The 19,813-nt window shown below is 63.7% G+C and carries 14 protein-coding genes and 1 tRNA gene; 6 read left to right on the plus strand and 9 right to left on the minus strand.

What is annotated here, in order from left to right; all coding sequences use genetic code 11:
• Positions 1 to 326 precede the first annotated feature (326 nt).
• Positions 327 to 1,595 (plus strand): dicarboxylate/amino acid:cation symporter, encoded by a 1,269-nt coding sequence (locus ABIC76_RS16925; protein ID WP_354534637.1) that lies wholly within the window; start codon positions 327 to 329, stop codon positions 1,593 to 1,595.
• A gap of 39 nt (positions 1,596 to 1,634) precedes the next feature.
• Here the strand turns inward: ABIC76_RS16925 and murI are convergent, their stop codons facing one another.
• The 4 genes from murI to ABIC76_RS16945 all read right to left on the minus strand — a co-directional run bounded on the left by murI (position 1,635) and on the right by ABIC76_RS16945 (position 5,802).
• On the minus strand, positions 1,635 to 2,483 hold the full coding sequence (murI, locus tag ABIC76_RS16930; protein ID WP_354534638.1) for a glutamate racemase: 849 nt from the start codon (positions 2,481 to 2,483) through the stop codon (positions 1,635 to 1,637).
• A gap of 20 nt (positions 2,484 to 2,503) precedes the next feature.
• Positions 2,504 to 4,027: a fumarate hydratase gene (locus ABIC76_RS16935; protein ID WP_102067543.1), complete on the minus strand. Its 1,524-nt coding sequence runs from the start codon at positions 4,025 to 4,027 to the stop codon at positions 2,504 to 2,506.
• 189 nt (positions 4,028 to 4,216) lie between these two features.
• Positions 4,217 to 4,756: a TIGR00645 family protein gene (locus ABIC76_RS16940; RefSeq protein ID WP_354534639.1), complete on the minus strand. Its 540-nt coding sequence runs from the start codon at positions 4,754 to 4,756 to the stop codon at positions 4,217 to 4,219.
• Between the two features lie 89 nt (positions 4,757 to 4,845).
• Positions 4,846 to 5,802: a DMT family transporter gene (locus tag ABIC76_RS16945; protein ID WP_354534640.1), complete on the minus strand. Its 957-nt coding sequence runs from the start codon at positions 5,800 to 5,802 to the stop codon at positions 4,846 to 4,848.
• A 203-nt stretch (positions 5,803 to 6,005) separates the two neighbouring features.
• Here ABIC76_RS16945 and acs point away from each other — a divergent pair, with 203 nt between their 5' ends.
• Positions 6,006 to 7,988 carry an acetate--CoA ligase gene (gene acs, locus ABIC76_RS16950; protein ID WP_102067546.1) on the plus strand — a complete coding sequence of 661 codons (1,983 nt, stop codon included), beginning with the start codon at positions 6,006 to 6,008 and terminating at the stop codon, positions 7,986 to 7,988.
• 22 nt (positions 7,989 to 8,010) lie between these two features.
• Positions 8,011 to 10,074 carry a sodium:solute symporter family protein gene (locus ABIC76_RS16955; protein WP_354534641.1) on the plus strand — a complete coding sequence of 688 codons (2,064 nt, stop codon included), beginning with the start codon at positions 8,011 to 8,013 and terminating at the stop codon, positions 10,072 to 10,074.
• A 123-nt stretch (positions 10,075 to 10,197) separates the two neighbouring features.
• Here ABIC76_RS16955 and ABIC76_RS16960 read toward each other — a convergent pair whose 3' ends face one another.
• The 4 genes from ABIC76_RS16960 to ABIC76_RS16975 form a co-directional block, all read right to left on the minus strand.
• Positions 10,198 to 11,001 (minus strand): bestrophin-like domain, encoded by an 804-nt coding sequence (locus ABIC76_RS16960; RefSeq protein ID WP_102067548.1) that lies wholly within the window; start codon positions 10,999 to 11,001, stop codon positions 10,198 to 10,200.
• A 4-nt stretch (positions 11,002 to 11,005) separates the two neighbouring features.
• Positions 11,006 to 12,040, minus strand: a complete 1,035-nt coding sequence (locus tag ABIC76_RS16965; RefSeq protein WP_102067549.1) for a hypothetical protein — start codon at positions 12,038 to 12,040, stop codon at positions 11,006 to 11,008.
• Between the two features lie 315 nt (positions 12,041 to 12,355).
• Positions 12,356 to 13,918 carry a methyl-accepting chemotaxis protein gene (locus ABIC76_RS16970; RefSeq protein ID WP_102067550.1) on the minus strand — a complete coding sequence of 521 codons (1,563 nt, stop codon included), beginning with the start codon at positions 13,916 to 13,918 and terminating at the stop codon, positions 12,356 to 12,358.
• Positions 13,919 to 14,441: 523 nt separating this feature from the next.
• Positions 14,442 to 16,457: a CocE/NonD family hydrolase gene (locus ABIC76_RS16975; protein WP_102067552.1), complete on the minus strand. Its 2,016-nt coding sequence runs from the start codon at positions 16,455 to 16,457 to the stop codon at positions 14,442 to 14,444.
• Positions 16,458 to 16,989: 532 nt separating this feature from the next.
• On the opposite strand from ABIC76_RS16975, the gene ABIC76_RS16980 reads away from it, so the two are divergent.
• The 3 genes from ABIC76_RS16980 to ABIC76_RS16990 all read left to right on the plus strand — a co-directional run bounded on the left by ABIC76_RS16980 (position 16,990) and on the right by ABIC76_RS16990 (position 19,084).
• A complete protein-coding gene (locus ABIC76_RS16980; RefSeq protein WP_037027186.1) occupies positions 16,990 to 17,271 on the plus strand; it encodes a DUF7696 family protein in 282 nt (93 codons plus the stop codon).
• Positions 17,272 to 17,564: 293 nt separating this feature from the next.
• Complete coding sequence (locus tag ABIC76_RS16985; RefSeq protein ID WP_354534642.1) at positions 17,565 to 17,705, plus strand: hypothetical protein; 141 nt, start codon at positions 17,565 to 17,567, stop codon at positions 17,703 to 17,705.
• The gene (locus ABIC76_RS16990) at positions 17,702 to 19,084 is read left to right on the plus strand and encodes a hypothetical protein (RefSeq protein ID WP_354534643.1); all 1,383 of its coding nucleotides are present in this window, start codon (positions 17,702 to 17,704) and stop codon (positions 19,082 to 19,084) included. The genes ABIC76_RS16985 and ABIC76_RS16990 overlap by 4 nt, the downstream gene beginning before the upstream one ends.
• Positions 19,085 to 19,703: 619 nt before the next feature.
• On the opposite strand, the gene ABIC76_RS16995 is transcribed toward ABIC76_RS16990, so the two are convergent.
• A tRNA-Ser gene (locus tag ABIC76_RS16995) sits at positions 19,704 to 19,794 on the minus strand.
• Between the last annotated feature and the right edge of the window lie 19 nt (positions 19,795 to 19,813).

Genomic DNA, 19,813 nt, shown 5'->3' on the forward strand with positions numbered 1-19,813 from the left:
GGCCGGCGTGATGCAGGCTCCGCATTTTGAGTGCTGTCTGCGGCGCTTGTTGGTACGCCCCGACGGTATTGCGTGGTGCTCAATAATCCGCATACACCTCGGGATTCCGCTGCCCGTGCGGCATTGCAGCAGGGAGCCGTTGGCGTCATTTCAATGTATGCAGAAATTGCATGGTGCTATGCAACATCGACATAACGATCGCCATGCGCTTCTCTAATATCGTCGCTTTTTACAAAGCGTGACGAACTTGGGCCGGCCCTTGGCCCCATGAGATCCGCGTCTGTCGCGCGCCGTCCCTCCGGCCACGATATTCCTTGGAGAAAGTCTTGAACACCAAACGTCTGACCTCCCACATCGGGTTGGCAATGCTGCTGGGCATTGCCGTCGGCTGGGGCTGCCACGAATACGCCAAGGACGCTGCGGCGGCCAAGGACATCGCTTCGTACTTCAGCATCATCACCGACATCTTCCTGCGCATGATCAAGATGATCATTGCGCCGCTGGTGTTCTCGACGCTGGTGACGGGGCTGGCGAGCATGAGCGGTGGCCGCTCCGTTGGCCGCGTCGGCCTGCGCGCGATGATCTGGTTTGTGTGCGCGTCGGCCACGTCGCTGGCGCTGGGCATGCTGCTGGTCAACTTCTTCCAGCCGGGCGTGCACATGAACCTGGCGCTGCCGGACGTGTCGGCCACGTCGGGCCTGAAGACGGGCGACTTCACGCTCAAGGCGTTCATCACGCACGTGTTCCCGCGCAGCATCGTGGAGGCCATGGCCACCAACGAGATCCTGCAGATCCTGGTGTTCTCGCTGTTCTTCGGCGCTGCGCTGTCGACGATGAAGAACCCGATGGACACCGTGATCGGCCGCGGCCTGGAAGAGCTGACCAAGCTGATGTTCCGCATTACCGACTACGTGATGCGTTTTGCACCGCTGGGCGTGTTTGCCGCCATGGCCGCTGCCATCACGGTGGAGGGCGTCGGCGTGCTCCTGACCTACGGCAAGCTGATCGGCGAGTTCTACCTCGGCCTCGCGCTGCTGTGGGCGATCCTGTTCTTCGTCGGCTATGTGCTGCTGGGCCGGTCGCTGGGCCGTCTGCTGGGCTTGATCCGTGAGCCGACCATGCTTGCGTTTGCCACGGCGAGCAGCGAATCGGCGTATCCGAAGACGATGGAAGCGCTGGAAAAGTTTGGCGTGCCCAAGCGCGTAGCCAGCTTCGTACTGCCGCTGGGGTATTCGTTCAACCTCGATGGCTCGATGATGTATCAGGCGTTTGCGGTGATGTTCATTGCGCAGGCGTACAACATCCAGATGAGCTTTACGCAGCAGGTCACGCTGCTACTCGTGCTGATGCTCACGAGCAAGGGCATGGCTGGCGTGGCGCGCGCCTCGCTGGTGGTGGTGGCGGCCACGCTGCCGATGTTCCACCTGCCCGAAGCCGGTCTGCTGCTGATCATCGGCATCGACCAGTTCTTCGACATGGGCCGCACGGCCACCAACGTGATCGGCAACAGCCTGGCCACGGCTGTGGTGGCGAAGTACGAACCGGCTGAAGAAGAAAGCGAGGCAGAAGCCGCCGCGCAGCCGAACCTCGGCTGAGGCCCAAGTAAAAACGCCACCTACCCAGGTGGCGTTTTTTTATTCAGCTTGCGAAGCGAGGGAGGTCGCTCCAGGGGTGAGCGGCGCATCGCCAATGTCGACGCGCTGCGCCATGGGTGCCTCTCCCAGCAATGCAGCCACCATGGCTTGCAGCGGGAGCACGTCGCCAGTGCTCATGAAACGCGGCGAAGCAGCCTGGCCTGACGCGGGCAGCCCCGCCGCCGTGAGCGTGCGCCCGAGATGGCGCGCGACGGCGTGTCCGGTGTCGATCAATGTCAGCCGGTCGCCCGCAATCTCGCGGATGGCATCTTCCAGGAATGGGTAGTGCGTGCAGCCGAGCACCAGCGTGTCGGCATTCGCATCGAGCATCGGCTGCAGATAGGCCTGCAGCAGTTCCAGCACGGCCGGCGAGTGGGTATCGCCGCGTTCAATCAGCGGGACGAGGCCGTAGCCGGGTTGGCTCAGCACTTGGCAATCGCCGGAGGCAGCGGCCAGCAGGCGTGCAAATTTCTCGCTGCGCAAGGTGCTTTCAGTCGCCAGAATGCCGACCACACGGCTCTTCGACGTGGCAACCGCTGGTTTCAAGCCCGGCTCCACGCCAATCACCGGCACCGCGAGTTTTTCGCGCAGCACGTGCACGGCCTGCGCCGTGGCGGTGTTGCAGGCGATCACCAACGCCTTGCAGCCTTGGTCGACGAGCCATTCGCACACACGCAGCGTGCGATCGGCAATGGTTTCGGGAGATTTTTCCCCGTACGGGGCATGGCGGGAATCCGCCAGGTAGAGAAGCGATTCGGCCGGCAGTTCGGCGCGAATCGCGCGCAGGACGGAGAGCCCTCCGAGGCCGGAATCAAAGACCCCGACCGGTGCCTGCGCGCGTGTCGTCATATTGGATATGCGTGAACGAATCAGCCTGCCGCGACCGGAATCTTGCCAATCTTGGCCTGCCATTCCGCCGGGCCGGTCTTGTGGACCGACGTGCCCGAGCTGTCCACCGCGACGGTGACCGGCATGTCCTTCACATCGAATTCGTAGATGGCTTCCATGCCCAGATCTTCGAACGCCAGCACCTTCGAACCGCGGATGGCCTTCGACACCAGGTACGCCGCGCCGCCCACGGCCATCAGGTAGGCCGACTTGTGCTTCTTGATGGATTCGATGGCGACCGGGCCGCGCTCGGCCTTGCCCACCATGGCGATCAGGCCCGTCTGGGCGAGCATCGTCTCGGTGAACTTGTCCATGCGCGTGGCCGTGGTCGGGCCTGCCGGGCCGACGACTTCGTCGCGCACCGGGTCGACCGGGCCGACGTAATAGATCACGCGGTTGGTGAAGTCGATCGGCAGCTTCTCGCCCTTGGCAAGCATGTCGGCGATGCGCTTGTGCGCGGCGTCGCGGCCGGTCAGCATCTTGCCGTTGAGCAGCAGCGTCTGGCCCGGCTTCCACGAGGCGACTTCTTCCGGCGTGAGCGTGTTCAGGTCGACGCGCTTCGACGTTTCCGTGTTCGGTGCCCACTCGACCTTCGGCCATTGCGACAGATCCGGCGCTTCCAGCTTGGCAACACCGCTGCCGTCCAGCGTGAAGTGCGCGTGACGCGTGGCGGCGCAGTTCGGGATCATGGCGACCGGCAGGTTGGCTGCGTGGGTCGGGTAGTCCAGGATCTTCACGTCGAGCACGGTTGCCAGGCCGCCCAGGCCTTGCGCGCCAATGCCCAGCGCGTTGACCTTCTCGTACAGCTCGATGCGCAGTTCTTCTGCGCGGTTGCTCGGGCCGCGGGCGATCAGGTCTTGAATGTCGATCGGCTCCATCAGGGCTTCCTTGGCCAGCAGCATGGCCTTTTCAGCCGTGCCGCCAATGCCGATGCCCAGCATGCCCGGCGGGCACCAGCCGGCGCCCATGGTCGGCACGGTCTTGAGCACCCAGTCGACGATCGAGTCCGACGGGTTCAGCATCACGAACTTCGACTTGGCTTCGGAGCCGCCGCCCTTGGCCGCGACGATCACGTCCACCGTGTCGCCCGGCACGATCGACATGTTGATCACGGCCGGGGTGTTGTCCTTCGTGTTGGTGCGCTTGCCGGCCGGATCCGCCAGCACGCTGGCGCGCAGCTTGTTGTCGACGTCGTTGTACGCGCGGCGCACGCCTTCGTTGACCATGTCTTCCAGGCTCATCGTGGCGCCGTCCCAGCGCACGTTCATGCCGACCTTCAGGAACACGGTGACGATGCCGGTGTCCTGGCAGATCGGGCGCTTGCCTTCGGCGCACATGCGGCTGTTGGTCAGGATCTGCGCGATGGCATCCTTGGCCGCCGGGCTCTTCTCCTGCTCATAGGCGCGGCCCAGAGCAGTGATGTAGTCCATCGGGTGGTAATAGCTGATGTACTGCAGCGCGTCGGCGACGCTCTGGATGAGGTCTTCTTGACGAATGACGGTCATGGTGGGGGACCAACGTATAGGAATGAAAAGCCGGTGCGGCAGGGCAGTGGTCGGTGACCTTCGCTCCCTGCCTGTGACCTGGACGGCGGGCGCCGCAGGCTCAGAACAGCCTGAGATCATACACCCAATGTCGGGCGTGGATTGTCCGAGCGCGTTCGTCGGAATCGCCGCGCCAACAAGGGCGCAGCGTCAATGTGCGTCGTCAGCCTCGCCGTGCGGATGCGCGTGCGAAACGATGCGGTCCACCCAGGCCATCACCAGCGCAGACACCAAAAACGCCACGTGGATCGCCACCTGCCACAGGATCGTGTGCGTGTCTTTCTGGGCCGCATCGATGAACGTCTTGAGCAGGTGGATCGACGAGATGCTGATCAGCGCCATCGACAGCTTCACCTTGAGCACGCCCGCGTTGACGTGGTCCAGCCATTCGGGCTCGTCTTCGTGGCCCTCGATGCCGAGCTTGGACACGAAGATGTCGTACCCGCCGATGATCACCATGATCAGCAGGTTCGAGATCATCACCACGTCGATCAGGCCCAGCACGGCCAGCATGATCTTGGTTTCGTCCATGTCGCCCAGGTGCGAAACCAGGTGCCACACCTCGACGATGAAGAGGTACACATAGGCTGCCTGGGCGATGATCAGCCCCAGGTAAAGCGGCAGTTGCAGCCAGCGGGAAAAGAAAATCAGGCGCGGAATGGGGCGCAGCGGAGCGAGGGGCGACTTCATGGGCAGGACGGGCGAGTGGTCGAAAAACCGCGTGATTGTAACGGCCCGTGATTGCGAAATTGCTTACCGGAAAACGCTTGCGATGCGCTTTACTCCCGATCGAGCGACGGATCGAGCGGATCCAGAGGGTCGACCGCCCGGCGGCGCGCCGGCTGGCGTGGCCGCGCAGGCCAGCTTGCCACGAGAATGCCCGCCACCACGCACGCCAGGGCAATGCCGTGCGGCCAGCCCGGCGTTTCGCCCAGCGCAACGATGCCGTACGTGGCCGCCGCAATCGGCAGCACCGACGTGAACACGCCTGCAAGGTGAGCGGGCACGTGCCGAATGCCCTTCATCCACAGCCAGAACGAGAAGATGCTGGCCGACAGCGCATACCAAAGCACCAGGCCCCAGATGGGCAACGGCACGCCGGACAGATCGAAGGTGAATAGCGGCACCAGCCCCAGCGGCAGCATCAGCAGGCCGCCGATTACGTGCGTGTATGCGCAGATTTCGATGGCGGGCAAGGTCTGCGTCAGTCGGCGCGACAGGATCACGTAGATCGATTCGCATAGCACCGCGCCCATCACCAGCGCATTGCCGAGCAGCGCCTGCGCGGCATCGGCAGGCGCAGCGCCCGAAGATTCGCCGCCGCGATAGGCGTTGAGAATCGCGACGCCGGCCACCGCCAGCACCACCGACGCCAGCGTCCGGCCCGAAGGCTTTTCTCGCAGCACCAGCCACGACAGCAGTGCCACCGCAGCCGGAATCGTGCTGGTGATGATGCCCGCGGCCAGCGCCGAGGTCAGCCGCACGCCGTTCAGCATCAACAGCGTAAAACCGAACGTACCGAAGAAGGCCTGGAGGAACAGGTTCGTCCACTCGCCGCGGGTGACGCGGCGCATCCGCGATGGCTTGTACCACGGTGCCATGCAGACGATGGCAATCAGGAAACGCAGCAACGCAAACAGCATTACCGGCATGACGGCGACGATCGATTTACCGAAACCGACGTTGCTGCCGACCAGTGCCATGGCAGCAATCAGGAAAAGGGCGTGGATGGGCACGATGAGAATTCAGTGGAAACCGGCACGGGACGCGGCTCTTTGGCCGGTTATGTTGCGTTGCGATGCGTGCCGTAACAAGAAGTGACGCATTATAGTAATGCCCTTCACGTCGGTTTGCGGCGTAGAAATGCGTAAGGCTGGAGTCAGGTCAGCCCCTTAGATTCGCCGCAAAACGACTACAGACATCGCTATCAGGAGACACCATGGCTGGCATTGAATCTGTCCTGCAGGAAACGCGCGTTTTCAACCCGCCCGAATCCTTCGTCAAACAGGCAAACATCGCCGGCATGGATGCGTACCGTGCCCTGTGCGCCGAAGCCGAGAAAGATTACGAAGGCTTCTGGGCGCGCCTCGCCCACGAGCACCTGCTGTGGCACAAGCCCTTCAGCAAGGTGCTGGACGAATCCAACGCACCGTTCTACAAGTGGTTTGAAGACGGCGAACTCAACGCGTCTTACAACTGCCTCGAGCGCAACCTTGAGAACGGCAACGCCGACAAGGTCGCCATCATTTTCGAGACCGACGATGGCAAGGTTTCGCGCATCACGTATCGCGAACTCCACGCGCGCGTCTGCCGCTTCGCCAACGGCCTGAAGGCCCTGGGCATCAAGAAGGGCGACCGCGTGGTGATCTACATGCCGATGTCGGTGGAGGGCATCGTCGCCATGCAGGCGTGTGCGCGCATCGGTGCGACGCACTCGGTGGTGTTCGGCGGGTTTTCGGCCAAGTCGCTGCAGGAACGCATCGTCGATGTGGGCGCCGTGGCGCTCATCACGGCAGACGAGCAGATGCGCGGCGGCAAGGCGCTGCCGCTCAAGGCCATCGCCGACGAAGCGCTCGCCATGGAAGGCACGGACGCCGTCAAGCACGTGATCGTCTATCGCCGCACCAATGGCAACGTGAACTGGGTGGAAGGCCGCGACCGTGCGATGGACGAGATCGAAGCCGGCCAGCCGGACACCTGCGAAGTCACGCCGGTGAGTGCGGAACACCCGCTGTTCATCCTCTACACCTCGGGTTCGACGGGCAAGCCGAAGGGCGTACAGCACAGCACGGGCGGCTACCTGCTGTGGGCGCTGCTCACCATGCAGTGGACGTTCGACCTGAAACCCGACGACATCTTCTGGTGCACCGCCGACATCGGCTGGGTGACGGGCCACAGCTACATCGCGTACGGTCCGCTCGCTGCCGGCGCCACGCAGGTCGTGTTCGAAGGTGTGCCGACGTATCCGAACGCCGGCCGCTTCTGGGACATGATCCAGCGTCACAAGGTCAACACGTTCTACACCGCACCGACGGCGATCCGCTCGCTGATCAAGGCCGCCGAGGCAGACGAGAAGGTCCACCCGAAGCAGTACGACCTCTCCAGTCTGCGCCTGCTGGGCACCGTGGGCGAGCCGATCAACCCGGAAGCCTGGATGTGGTACCACACGAACATCGGTGGCGGCCGTTGCCCGATCGTCGATACGTTCTGGCAGACCGAAACCGGCGGCCACATGATGACGCCGCTGCCGGGCGCCACGCCGCTGGTGCCGGGTTCGTGCACGCTGCCGCTGCCGGGCATCATGGCCGCCGTTGTGGATGAAACCGGGCACGACGTGCCGAACGGGCAGGGCGGCATCCTGGTCGTCAAGCGTCCATGGCCGTCGATGATCCGCACGATCTGGGGCGACCCGGAGCGTTTCAAGAAGAGCTACTTCCCGGAAGAACTGGGCGGCAAGCTGTACCTGGCGGGCGATGGTTCGATCCGCGACAAGGAGACCGGCTACTTCACCATCATGGGCCGCATTGACGACGTGCTGAACGTCTCGGGCCACCGCATGGGCACGATGGAAATCGAATCGGCGCTGGTGGCGAACCCGATCGTGGCCGAGGCCGCCGTGGTGGGCCGCCCCGACGACATGACCGGTGAAGCCATCTGCGCATTCGTGGTGCTCAAGCGCTCGCGCCCGGATGGGGACGAAGCCAAGCAGATCGCCAACGAGCTGCGCAACTGGGTCGGCAAGGAGATCGGGCCGATCGCCAAGCCGAAGGACATCCGCTTTGGCGACAACCTGCCCAAGACGCGCTCGGGCAAGATCATGCGCCGCCTGTTGCGCTCGCTGGCCAAGGGCGAGGACATCACGCAGGATACGTCCACGCTTGAAAACCCAGCCATCCTCGATCAACTGAAGGAAACCCGCTAACCGCCCGCGCTGGCCGCCCACCTTGGCCATCGACACCCAACAAGACAGCCGCTTCCGCAAGCGGCTGTTTCTCTATTACGGGCTCTATACCGTAGGGCTGTTGCTGTTCATCGTGATGATGGGCGCGATCGAGCGCGTGCGCGGGGCGGGCGTGTGGCTCGGCTACGTGTTCCTGTTCGTCACCATCGCCATCTATGCATGCATCGGGCTGATCTGCCGCACGGCCGATCTGACCGAGTATTACGTGGCAGGACGCCGCGTGCCGGCGTTCTTCAACGGCATGGCCACTGCGGCCGACTGGATGAGCGCCGCCTCGTTCATCGGCCTGGCGGGCATCGTGTTTGCCTCAGGCTATGAGGGCCTGGCGTATGTGATGGGCTGGACGGGCGGCTACTGCCTCGTCGCTTTCCTGCTGGCGCCTTACCTGCGCAAGTTCGGTGGTTACACGGTGCCGGATTTCCTGGCCAACCGCTATGGCAACGGCGAGCGCGGCGGCAGTTCTGTCGTGCGCGGCATCGCGGTGCTGGGCGCGACGCTGTGTTCGTTCGTCTACCTTGTCGCGCAGATCCAGGGTGTCGGGCTGGTCGTCACGCGCTTTATCGGCGTCGAGTTTTCGGTGGGCGTGTTCTTTGGGCTGGCAGGCATTCTGGTGTGTTCGTTCCTGGGTGGCATGCGCGCCGTGACGTGGACCCAGGTGGCGCAGTACATCATCATGATCGTGTCGTTCCTGGGCGTCGTGGGGATCATCGGCTGGCATCGGTATCACGATCCGGTGCCGCAGTTGTCGACGGGCCGCCTGCTGGTGCAGATCGAGAAAGAGGAGCGGCGCATCGCGCACGACCCTGCCGAGCAGCACGTGCGGGACCACTTCCTGAACGAAGCCCAGGCGCTGCAGGAGCGAATCTCGCAGTTGCCGCAGTCGTTCGATCATGCGCGCGAGGCGCTGAATGCGCAGCTCAAACTTGCACGCGAACGCAACGCGCCGCTGCGTGAGATCAAGGCGCTGGAGCGCGAGCGCGAAGAGTTTCCGCCCGATGCAGCTACCGCGTCGATCCTCTGGAACCAGCAACGAGAAGACGCGCTGGCGCGCAGCCGCATGGCCCCGCCATCCACCGAGCCATTCCCCTCGGTATCAGAAAACGAGCGCGGCACCGAGCGGCTGAACTTCGTGCTGCTGGTGTTCTGCCTGATGGTCGGCACGGCCAGCCTGCCGCACATCCTCACGCGCTTTCACACCACGCCGTCGGTGCGGGAGACACGCAACTCGGTGAGTTGGACGCTCGTATTCGTGGCGCTGCTGTATGTGTCGGCGCCGGCGCTGGCGGCGCTCGTCAAGCTCGATCTGTTGCAGCACCTGGTGGGTGCGCCGTTTGCCGACCTGCCGCAATGGATCGTGCCTTGGCGCAAGGTCGACCCGCCCGTGTTCGCGCTGCATGACATCAACGGCGATGGCATCGTGCAGTGGGCCGAGGTGATGATGCAGCCCGACATGATCGTGCTGGCTGCGCCTGAGATTGCGGGGCTGCCCTACGTGCTGTCCGGGCTGATTGCGGCGGGTGCGCTGGCGGCGGCGCTGTCGACGGCCGATGGCCTGCTGCTGACGATTGCCAACGCGCTGTCGCACGACGTGTACTTCCACATGATCGACAACACGGCCAGCCACCAGCGGCGTGTCACGAGCGCGAAGGTGGTGCTGCTCGGCGTGGCGTTGCTGGCCGCCTATGTGACGTCGTTGAAGCCGGGCAACATCCTCTTCCTGGTCGGCGCGGCCTTCTCCTTGGCGGCGTCGTGCTTCTTCCCGGTACTGGTGCTGGGCGTGTTCTGGAAGCGCACCAACCGCGCCGGCGCCATCGCGGGCATGCTGACAGGGCTCGCTGTGAGCGTGTACTACATCATCGCCAACTACCCGTTCTTCACGCGCATGACGGGCGTGCTCGGCCAGCCGTGGTTTGGTGTCGACCCAATTGCGTCGGGTGCGTTCGGCGTGCCGGCGGGGTTTGTCGCGGCGATTGTCGTGAGCCTGCTGACCAAGCCGAACCGGCCGGTGGTCGACAAGCTCGTTGGCTACATTCGCGATCCGCTGTAAAAAAAACCGGCTCCCGACGAGCCGGCAAAGGGCAGGGCCGAAGTGTGGGGCTCCGGCCCTTGGGGGCTGACCTCTCCCGCCAGCCCACATGCCGAGCTGGGGCGGCGCGGCGAAGTGGCGCGCTCAGTCCGCTAACGGATGGATCTGCGGCTTGTCGTTCGAGAGCGTTTGGATGGCCCGCTCGAGCGGCGCGGCACTGACGCTGACTTCGCCCGCAAACGGCCGGTCCACGGCCAGCACGAAAAAGAACGCCAGGCCCAGCGTGGTGGCCCACACCGCCACCAGCGCCATGTGAAAGCGCGTGGCCGGCAGCGCATAGAGCAGCACGAGCGACAAGCCGCTGGCGATCAACATCACGCCCCACAGCGTGGCGGGCATGGCGGCTTCCAGGTTCTGCAGTCGTTTCTCCCGATGCTTCACCATCTCGTTGACGCGAGCGAGCACTTCGATCAGCAGCACGCGCTCGCGGTCGTCGCGCGGTGTGATGCGGTTGGCCGTGGCGAACATGCTGTTGAATGCGACCTCCGTGTCGGCATCCGGGCGCGCTTGCTGTTGCATGCTCGGCCATTCGTCATGGACGACGCGTTCCAGATACACGATCAGCTCGCGTCGCGCGGCAGCAGCGCTCGGGTGCGAGAACGCCGAGAGGTCGCGGGCAAGTTCCGTGGCGCACGCAGCTTCGGCGGCCACGATGTCGGCAGCGGCTTGATAGGCACCCCATACCGAGATGGCTGAAAACGCGACCAGCAACGAGTTGATGGTGGTGACGGCCGTCATCATGGCGAGGGTCATGTTGCGCTGTTCGGCGTCGAGCGTGACCGGAAAGATGCGGCGGAACAGCGCGTAGCCCACCAACGCTACGAGCAGCGTCGCGAAGACGATGACTGCGCCCATCGCCCACGCGGGGATGTTGTAGAGGAACAGCATGAGGTCACTCCTTGGAAGGGTCGCCGGCCGAGAGAGAGGGCGGCGGGGCGGCCGCCGGGTCACTGGCGGCGAGCATGGCGCGCGTGAAGTCGGCCAGGCGCTTGCGCATCGCCTCGGGAGAGGCGGTGCCGTCGAACGACTGCTGCAGATCGATCAGGTTGGCGGCGAGTTCACTTTGCCACTGCGTGCGCTCGCTGGCGGCGCGGGCACGGTAGGCCTGCATGGCGGCGTCGGCATCGGCTGAACGATCGCCGCGCACGAGCGTTTCCAGCGCGTCCACCAGCCGCTGCAGCAGCCGGTGCACCGCCGTGGCAGAGAAGCCGCCCAGCATCGCCAGCGCCGGTTTGCCGAAGCTGTGCATGCTGCCGCGGTCGAACAATTGCGCGGGCAGCATCTCCACCAGGATCAATCCGGCGATGACTCCGAGGATCAATCGGGCGCAGTAGGAGGCGTCGTACTTCGGGTCGTAGGTGGACGCGGCCACGTAGCGATGTGCCTGGAACAGCGTGGCAAACGACGCGCCCAGCCCCGCGCAGAACAGCAGGAACAGCGTGTTCCAGAGCAGGGGCGCGCCGTCCGAATCCAGAAAGCCCCGGTCGATGTTCGCGCTCGATACGTCGGGCGACATGCCCGTGGCAATCACGGCGATCAGGAAGACGATGGCGGCGCTGGTCAGCAGCCGGATCAACGGCACCGGGCCGAGCCACGGGAACGGGTGATCACTGCGATGCTGCGCGTCGAGCAGCGTGACGGCCTGCGGCGTGGCCGGGGCGATGGCGGCGGCAAGCTTGCGGTGGATGGCTGCCAGCGCGTGATGCGGCGTGGCATGCGCCGGCATCTGTCCGTCGATGAGCGCGCCGAGCTGAGCGATGAGATCCGGCGCGACGGGCAGCCCGTGATGCAGGGCGTAGCGCGCCATGGCCTCGCACTCTTCACGCAGTTGTTCAGCGAGGGCCGGACTGGGTTGGGGCCGCGCTTGCGGCTGCGGCTTTTGTACCGCGCGCAGCCGCAGCCACTGCGTGAGGGCGAGCGGGATCATACGGGCCTCCCGTCGCTGGCTGGCGTGTACGGCATGGCAGCGCCGAACGCGCTGCGCCGCAAGTCTGAGGTCTTGGCTTGCATGGTGACCTTCGTCGGCAGGGCGGGCCGTACGCGGCCCGAGCTTGCTCCGTCGAGGGTGTTGGACGGGGCAAGTTCACTGTGCGTCGCGCGGGCAAGTCCGCCAATGCAGCGGAAGTCACGAACGACGGCCTAACGAAAGACACAGAACACAAAGAGAAAAAGCCCGCGGCCTCCCGGCGGCGGGCGTAAGGACAACTTGGAGATGACGGCTACTACGGTAACTGTGCCCGGGTCAGGCGTGTACGGCGTGCGGATCGACGCGGAAGAACGACATCGTCGCGTTCAACTCCTGCCCCTGGTCCTGCAGCGATTGCGATGCGGCGGCGGCTTCTTCCACCAGCGCCGCATTGCGCTGCGTGACTTCATCCATTTGCGAGATCGCCTGGTTGACCTGTTCGATGCCGCGCTTCTGCTCAACCGATGCGGCGGCAATCTCTTCCATGATGTGCGTGACGCGGGCCACGGCCTGCGTGACCTCCGTCATCGTCTCGCCGGCCTCACCCGCCAGCGTGGAGCCGTCGTGAATGCGTTCCACCGACGAGGCGATCAGTTCCTTGATCTCCTTGGCCGCCGTTGACGAACGTTGCGCCAGGCTGCGCACTTCGCTGGCGACGACTGCAAAGCCGCGGCCTTGCTCGCCTGCGCGTGCGGCTTCCACGGCGGCGTTCAACGCGAGGATGTTGGTCTGAAATGCAATGCCTTCGATGATGCCGGTGATGTCTGCAATCTTGCTCGAGCGCTCGCTGATATCGTGCATGGTCGATACGACTTGACCAACGACCGTGCTGCCTTTGAGCGCCACTTCCGACGCGGTGGAGGCGAGCGCGGTGGCGTGCTGTGCATTTTCGGCGTTCTGCTTCACGGTGGACGTCAGCTCTTCCATGCTGGCCGCCGTTTCCTGCAGCGACGACGCCTGCGCTTCGGTGCGCTGGCTCAGGTCGGCGTTGCCGGCGGCAATCTGTTTGGCGGCGCCCGCGACGCTGCTGCTGCTGTCCCGCACCTTGTCGACGATCTCGGTCAGGCGGCCGTTCATGTCGCGCAGGGCGGAAAGCAGGTGGCTCGTCTCATCCTTGCCGCGCACGTCGATGCGGCTGCTCAGGTCACCACGCGCCACCGTCCGGGCGACATCCACTGCGGTGCGGATCGGCTGCGTGATCGAACGCGTGATGACCATGCCGGCAATCACGGCCAGCAGCACCGCGCCGATCGACAAGCCGGTCAGCAGATTGCGCTGCGTGACGTACTGCGCCTCATACGCCTGCACGAGCTGCTCCTGACGTTCGTGGGTGTAGGTGGCATACGCGTCAGTGGTCTTGATGAGCGCTGCCAGCAGCGGGCGGCATTCGTTGTCCATCTTCTGGACGGCTTCGTCGCGTTTGCCGGCCAGCGCCAGCCCGAGGATGTCGGTGGCTACGGGGCCGTACTGCGCTTCCACGCGATTGATGTCTTGTACCAGCGAGCGCCCGCGGTCAGTCGCGTCCTTGGCGCTCGCGATCATGTCGTTGAGTTGCTTGAGCTTGTTCTTCACGTCGTCGTGCGCGCGCAGGACTTCTGCTTTTTCCAGGTCCAGGTCTTTTTGCGTCACCACGAGAACCAGGTTGCGCGCGGCAATGGCGCGGCGGTCGACCGCCGTGCGCACGTCGTTGGCGACATCCGCGCGGGCGCTGATGCCGTGCACATAGCTCGAGAATCCTTCGGTCGACTCGGACAGCGCCCGCAACGACATGCCCGATACCACGACAACAATGGCTGCCAGCACGCCAAAGCCCGTGGTGAGCTTGGCCTTGATGGTCATCTGGGAAAGGTTCACAGCGTCCTCCGGTTTGCTGAATGAATGGAGATGCGGTCGCGCACCGGAGCGGCTCGAAAAGGACGGTCGACGACCACGTTTGTTATATGCAAGGTGCTGCGTACTTGGGGAAGATGCAGGTTATGTCATGGTGTGACCGAATCATCCTTGTCCGATTTTCCGGTCTCCACGGGGTTATCGGCATTCAAAAGAAAATCCTGAATAACTTTCTCATGCGCGTTTTTACTTAATGCATGCGGGGGGATTGTTTTGCCGATGAAACCTTGTGTGGCAAGGGCTGGCTTACCACCATTTCGAATCGTGCGATGGATTATGCGGACCGGGTGACGCCAACGTTTTCCTACCGTATTTAAGTTATTTAATGTCAGTTATCCGTGTTTATCTTCGCATCACTTGCTGTGCGTAGTTTTACGTATGGAATTAGCCCGCTAGGTAATTTGGTGGTGTCGGATGTGTAAAGAAAACGGCCCGCCGAAGCGGGCCGTGTGACTGCCAGAAGCCGCTTGTGCTATAGCGTGGCGGCGGGCACCACGGGCAGAACCACCTTGGACGGATGGGCCGCATCGCTATAGACGGTCAGCACGCCGATCAACGAGTTGAGCAGCGTAGGCAACGGCGGCACGCCCTGCGGCAGGTTGCTTGCGCCCACCGCTACGCGCAGCTTGTGGCCTTTGGCGATGAGCGCACTGGTCGGGAACACCTCCACCGGCACCATGACGGCCTGGCCCGGCACGAGCGGCCGGACGGAGCCGGGCGTGAACGGATGCCATGGCTGGATCATCAGGCCGTTCATCGTGCGCGAACGGCTGGCGTCCACCGCGCGCAACGACGCCGTCTGGAGCCCGTCGGTGAGCGGCGTGACGTTGCCAGCCGCGTCCACGTCGTCAATGCGTACCGAGACGCCGGCGTCCAGTGCGGTGGTCGAGATCCATACATCCGCTTCGATTGGCCCGTTGAGATAGACGTCGGCCGGCATGGGCGGCGTTTCGAACTTCACGTCGGCGGCTTCGGCAAGCGTGTCGTCCGTCTGGCACGGCAGCGGGATGAAGCCCGTCAGGCCTGCCGTCCATTGCGACAGACTGATGGAGCACGCGCCATTCAGCGGCTGCTGCGCGACCTTGTTCGACGCTTCGTTGGCGGCCGGGGCGGTGGTCGACAGGCTCTTGTCGCCGCGCAGGAAGAGCTGCTGCGCCTGCACCTGCGGATGCGGCCAGTCCGTGGCGGTGGCGTAGTGGCCGAGGCCGGTCACGTATTGCGTCACGTTGGGCAGCGCATCGGCACCCACCTTCATACCTTTGACGTACTGGTCAAACCATTGCAACTGAATGTGGTTCAGCGGCGGCACGCCATCGACCGGCAAGCTGCTGCCCAACGCGGCCTGCAAATGCGTCCACGGGCCGATCAGCAACTTGGCCGGCGCCTGCGTCTTGATGCTCTCGTATGTGAGCGGCTCGCTGCGCTGGAAAAGATCGTGCAGGCCGCCCACCACGAAGGTCGGCACCTTGATCTTGCCGTCGTTCTCCAGCGGCGAGCGTGTCGCCCAGAACGCGCCGTCATAGGCCGTGGCGGTGCTGCCCAGCAGCGCTTGCAACATGGTCGGCAACTGGAACGTCGTGACCGCCGACACCAGATGCTGCAGCACGGCCGGCAGACCGATCGTCGGGTCTGTCACCAGCGTCGGGTCGGTCAGGCTCAGCACCGACACCAGCCCGAACCACGCCGGGATGAAGGTCAGATTGGTCTGCCCGCCCGTGAAGACGATGTCGCGGTAGCCATCGCCGATCGGCACGATGGGGAAGGCCGCCTTGACTGCCGGATGGTTCTGCGCCGCCGTGATGACCGTCGTGATGCCGAGGTACGACACGCCGTACAGGCCGATCGCACCGTTGCTCCACGATTGCTGCGTCACCCAGTCGACCACGTGGCCGTAGTCGCTCTGCTCATCGGTGCCAAAGGCGTCCCACGTGCCCTGCGACTGGCCGGTGCCGCGCACATCCACCACCACCGTCGCGTAGCCGTGCTGGACGATGTACGGATCCGCCGCGCCCAGCGCTGCGCCAATCGATGCTTCGTATTGCGCGTTCCCGCCGTTGTACGAGGTCTGCACGAGCACCGTCGGGAAAGTGCCGGTCGCGGCTTTGCCGGATGCGTCGGCGGGCAGCGTCACGTATGCCGCCAGCTTTGTGCCGTCGGGCATCGTGATGTACTGCGTGGCTTGCTTCGCAACGCCCGCGTAGAGCGCGGGCGGATTGTAGTCGGCCCACTTGGCGCCGGCGTTGCTGGTGATGGACGTTCCTGGTTGCGCCGGCGTGGCGCGCGTGCCAAGCGTGGTCCAGTTGACAGCGGCAGGCTGTGCCGGCTGCGTGGGCTGTGTTGGTTGCGTGGTGGTGTTTGAATCGGCGGGTGTGCTGTTGGCGACGGTGGAACTGTCACCGCCGCCGCAGCCCGGCAGCGAAAGCGCCGCGCACAGCAGCGCAGAGATCAGCATGCGGCCGTGCCGCACGCGTGGGTTGCCCATCTGCATGGGGGTCTCCTCTTGAATGCTCTTGTTGTGTTTGTGTGGGGGGATGGCCGGCGCGCCGAGGGTGGCGGCACGCGGCCGATCGCTCCGGGTGGGGAAGCGAAGCAAGCGAAGAGGCCGGCGCAGAAGAGGGGTGGGTGACACGACCGACCGCGCGCCAGCGGGCTTGGGCGCACGGGTAAAGCACCAAGCATGCCTGTGGACGCGTTCCCCGCAGATGGCGTGGTGCTGCCGTGCGAGGCGCGTGATTGGGTTGTGGAACGCCGCGCGCGTTACGTAACGTTCCGCGTAACGAACCGGCCGGCGGGGCCGTGTTCAGATGAGAATTCCGCACCCCACCAACGTAGGGATGCTGTCCGCCAACCCGCGTCAACAGGGCGTTTCAAACAGATCAAAACGACAACGCATGCATGCACAAACTGCGAATGGAGCGGCCGCCGGGTATTGGCATGGACGTTGCATAGTCAGGCTGCACGCCCGGCACAGGGCACCGCGAAGAGATCGCAAAGACAGCACAGACCGCAAGGGGGCCATCATGAATCGCACCGTTCAAGACATCGAGATTGCCGCTGCCATTGACTCGGACCTGCTTCGCCGCCGCGAGCAGTTTGCCGGTCAGCCGTCCGCGTGGCGCGTGTGGTCCGAGGCTGCGCACGTTGCCACGCTGAATGAGCGCGCACGCAACGCGTTTATCGAACACGTGGCAAACAGCCGTGGTGCCGATATCGCCTTGCGCCTGCTGCTGAAAGCCCAATCGATTCGCGATCAAGTTACGCAGACGCTGCTGACGAGCGAGACGCCCGCCACGCTGCATTGAGTTACGCGAGGGGATGCCGACCGCGCAGACGCGTCGGCGGTGGGATGCAAAAGGCCTTGTCGGGAGACCGGGCCTTTTGTTTTTGAGCGATGGAAGGTGCTGCAGAAATGAAAATGCCCGCTTGCGCGGGCATTTGTGTTCTGGCGGAGAGAGGGGGATTCGAACCCCCGTTGCTCTACGCAGTTACGCCATTTGAAACCAGATGCTGCGGTAAAATGCCGGGTAAGTCGTAGGAAATTGGCCGGTCAATTCGCCATCAGCTAGAATCGTGCCGCGTCAAATATGGGGAAATCATGGAGTACGCCGCGCCAGCACTGCTGCTGCTCGTCCCGTTCCTTGTCGTGCAACGACTGATCGATGAGCAGGCACCAGAACGGTCGATCATCGCCGCGGCTATCGCCGTGCCCCTTCTCGTCACATTTGCTACCGCATGAACGAGTTTTATGCTGTCTGCGCCATCCTTGGCGTGGGCACCGCTCTTCTCTTTTTTCTGACCTGCCGCTTCCGACTGCGCCGCGATGCGCTGTTCCTGTTCTTTGCGCTGCAGGTTTTCGTCTACGTCTACGTTTCGCCGTTGGCATCGCTGATGGTTGGGGGCGAACAGTACGCTGGGGAATACGTCCGCCTCTGGGTCGGCGCATCGTTCCTACACCTGCTGCCGATGCTGATCGTGTATCGGATAATGGTCGGCCGCCTGCCGAACCCTGATGGGTTTCGCATCGAGTATGGCGACGTTCGAGCAATTAAGCGCTTCTCCTATGTGCTGCTGTGCATGCTAGCGCTGTATTACGTGCGCGCGCTGATGGCTGGCTATTTCTTTCGCCGCATTGGCACCGAGTATGCCGCCGAACTGTTCGCCGGGCTCGGGTATTTCGATCTTGTGTTGATCAAGTTCCACGATTTGGTGGCGCCCGCCGTCATGCTCGTGTCGCTGATCCTGTGGCGTTCAAAAGGCACGCCGAAGCAGCTCAAGATCGTGGCCGTCGCCTTTGCCGCCGACATGCTGGTGTTCGCGCTGCTGAACTCGCGCATCACGTTGATATCGCTCTTCGTGCTGTCGGCGATCGCGCTGCTTTGGACGGGTATCCGCCTGCACCGTCTGGCGCGCTGGGCACCTGCTCTGGCGGTCCTGTTCGTCTATCTGTTGATCACGCTGATGCGGTTCCGTGCTGCGTTCCTGGTGGGATCGACGGATTTCTTGTTGGCGATGAACCCGTTTGGCGAGGCTATTGGGCCGTCCCAGGCGACTGCAGCCGAGTGGATCGACCGGACGAACTGCCTTGACCTGATCACCATTGCGCGCTTCGGCATTGAGAGAGCCGCGCCTTTCGAGGTGTGGCACAACGCATTCGTGACGCTGTTCGGCCCGCTGATTGGATCACCCGACGCCCTGTACCTCAAAACGGAAGGGCTTACCACGGCGAAGGCTTACATGCTGTCGAATTTCACCCGCCTTCCGCAAGTTGACTACCCGAGCTGCAGCTTGACGGATGCTTTCGCGGCGCTGTCCCTAGGTGGGTTCCTGCTTGCTGGGATCGTGCAGGGCCTGATCTTCGGGCTTATCACGCGTAGCCTGGTGCTTGGTGGATCAGGGTTCAGGCTGCTCGCGACGGTGGTCGCGGCGTTCTACTTCATGCTGTTCGAGCAGGAGTTCTTCGGCTTCGGCATCGGCTGGGTCCGAGTGCTTCCGGTGCTACTGATCCTTGGGCCGCTGATTCCGGTGCGTCGGTTCGTTTCGCTTGGCGCGCTGGCGCGCCGAGGGCACGCTGTGGCTATCAAGGTGTCGAATGCCGACCCTAGCTCAGCGGCTTGATGCTGCCTCGGGCTTACGTCCTGACGTCAAATCACTGCGGGATTCGTGTTTGCGCAGGCGACGACTAGGCGAACAGTTCAGTCTTGTGCCCCTATCCTGAGTCGTGCCGAAGTAGTACGCCGCCGCTGCCTTTCCTCCGCTGCCAGATAACCGCTGATGTTGCCGATGATGACAGAGCCCTGCGGGCGGATCTTGGCGGCTTCTTTTGGCCGCCTCATGAGCGCAACGAGCTGGGCGGCAGAGATGCCAAAGAAGTCGCCCGGGATCGTCGGCCACTGTGTACGGGGTAGTGCGGATCGGCATCAATGTTGTGGCCCCGGCCAATTGTCGTGAAGCCCAGCGAGTCCTTGTGCAGGTAGGGGCGCGTGCCTTCATCCCTGCAAGCTGGGCTTTCAGAACCGTGCTGCCGGGGTTCTTGGTGCACAAGTAGATCCGCCGCTCTGTGGTGACGCCTCCTGTGCGGAAGGTCAGGCGGAAGTAGAAGACGCCGTGGCGGGATTTGGCGAGGCGCGAAGGCAGGTGCAAAGCGGTGATCCACGAAAACTGGGACACCCGTCTGGGACACCTGTCGCGTGAACCAATGAAAAAAGCCCTTGATAAATCAAGGGCTTAGGTGTTCTGGCGGAGAGAGGGGGATTCGAACCCCCGATAGGCTATTAACCTATACACGCTTTCCAGGCGTGCGACTTAAACCACTCATCCATCTCTCCGGAAGCCCGCGATTGTAGC

Source organism: Ralstonia sp. 1138 (genome assembly GCF_040544795.1).
GTDB classification, from domain to species: domain Bacteria; phylum Pseudomonadota; class Gammaproteobacteria; order Burkholderiales; family Burkholderiaceae; genus Ralstonia; species Ralstonia flatus.

What these genes read in the sequence shown, in the direction of transcription:
- murI (WP_354534638.1), bottom strand. Translation starts at nt 2,483, where the DNA reads ATGACGACACGCGCGCAGGCACCGGTCGGGGTCTTTGATTCCGGCCTC.
- ABIC76_RS16935 (WP_102067543.1), bottom strand. Translation starts at nt 4,027, where the DNA reads ATGACCGTCATTCGTCAAGAAGACCTCATCCAGAGCGTCGCCGACGCG.
- ABIC76_RS16940 (WP_354534639.1), bottom strand. Translation starts at nt 4,756, where the DNA reads ATGAAGTCGCCCCTCGCTCCGCTGCGCCCCATTCCGCGCCTGATTTTC.
- acs (WP_102067546.1), top strand. Translation starts at nt 6,006, where the DNA reads ATGGCTGGCATTGAATCTGTCCTGCAGGAAACGCGCGTTTTCAACCCG.
- ABIC76_RS16960 (WP_102067548.1), bottom strand. Translation starts at nt 11,001, where the DNA reads ATGCTGTTCCTCTACAACATCCCCGCGTGGGCGATGGGCGCAGTCATC.
- ABIC76_RS16965 (WP_102067549.1), bottom strand. Translation starts at nt 12,040, where the DNA reads ATGATCCCGCTCGCCCTCACGCAGTGGCTGCGGCTGCGCGCGGTACAA.
- ABIC76_RS16970 (WP_102067550.1), bottom strand. Translation starts at nt 13,918, where the DNA reads ATGACCATCAAGGCCAAGCTCACCACGGGCTTTGGCGTGCTGGCAGCC.
- ABIC76_RS16975 (WP_102067552.1), bottom strand. Translation starts at nt 16,457, where the DNA reads ATGCAGATGGGCAACCCACGCGTGCGGCACGGCCGCATGCTGATCTCT.
- ABIC76_RS16980 (WP_037027186.1), top strand. Translation starts at nt 16,990, where the DNA reads ATGAATCGCACCGTTCAAGACATCGAGATTGCCGCTGCCATTGACTCG.
- ABIC76_RS16985 (WP_354534642.1), top strand. Translation starts at nt 17,565, where the DNA reads ATGGAGTACGCCGCGCCAGCACTGCTGCTGCTCGTCCCGTTCCTTGTC.
- ABIC76_RS16990 (WP_354534643.1), top strand. Translation starts at nt 17,702, where the DNA reads ATGAACGAGTTTTATGCTGTCTGCGCCATCCTTGGCGTGGGCACCGCT.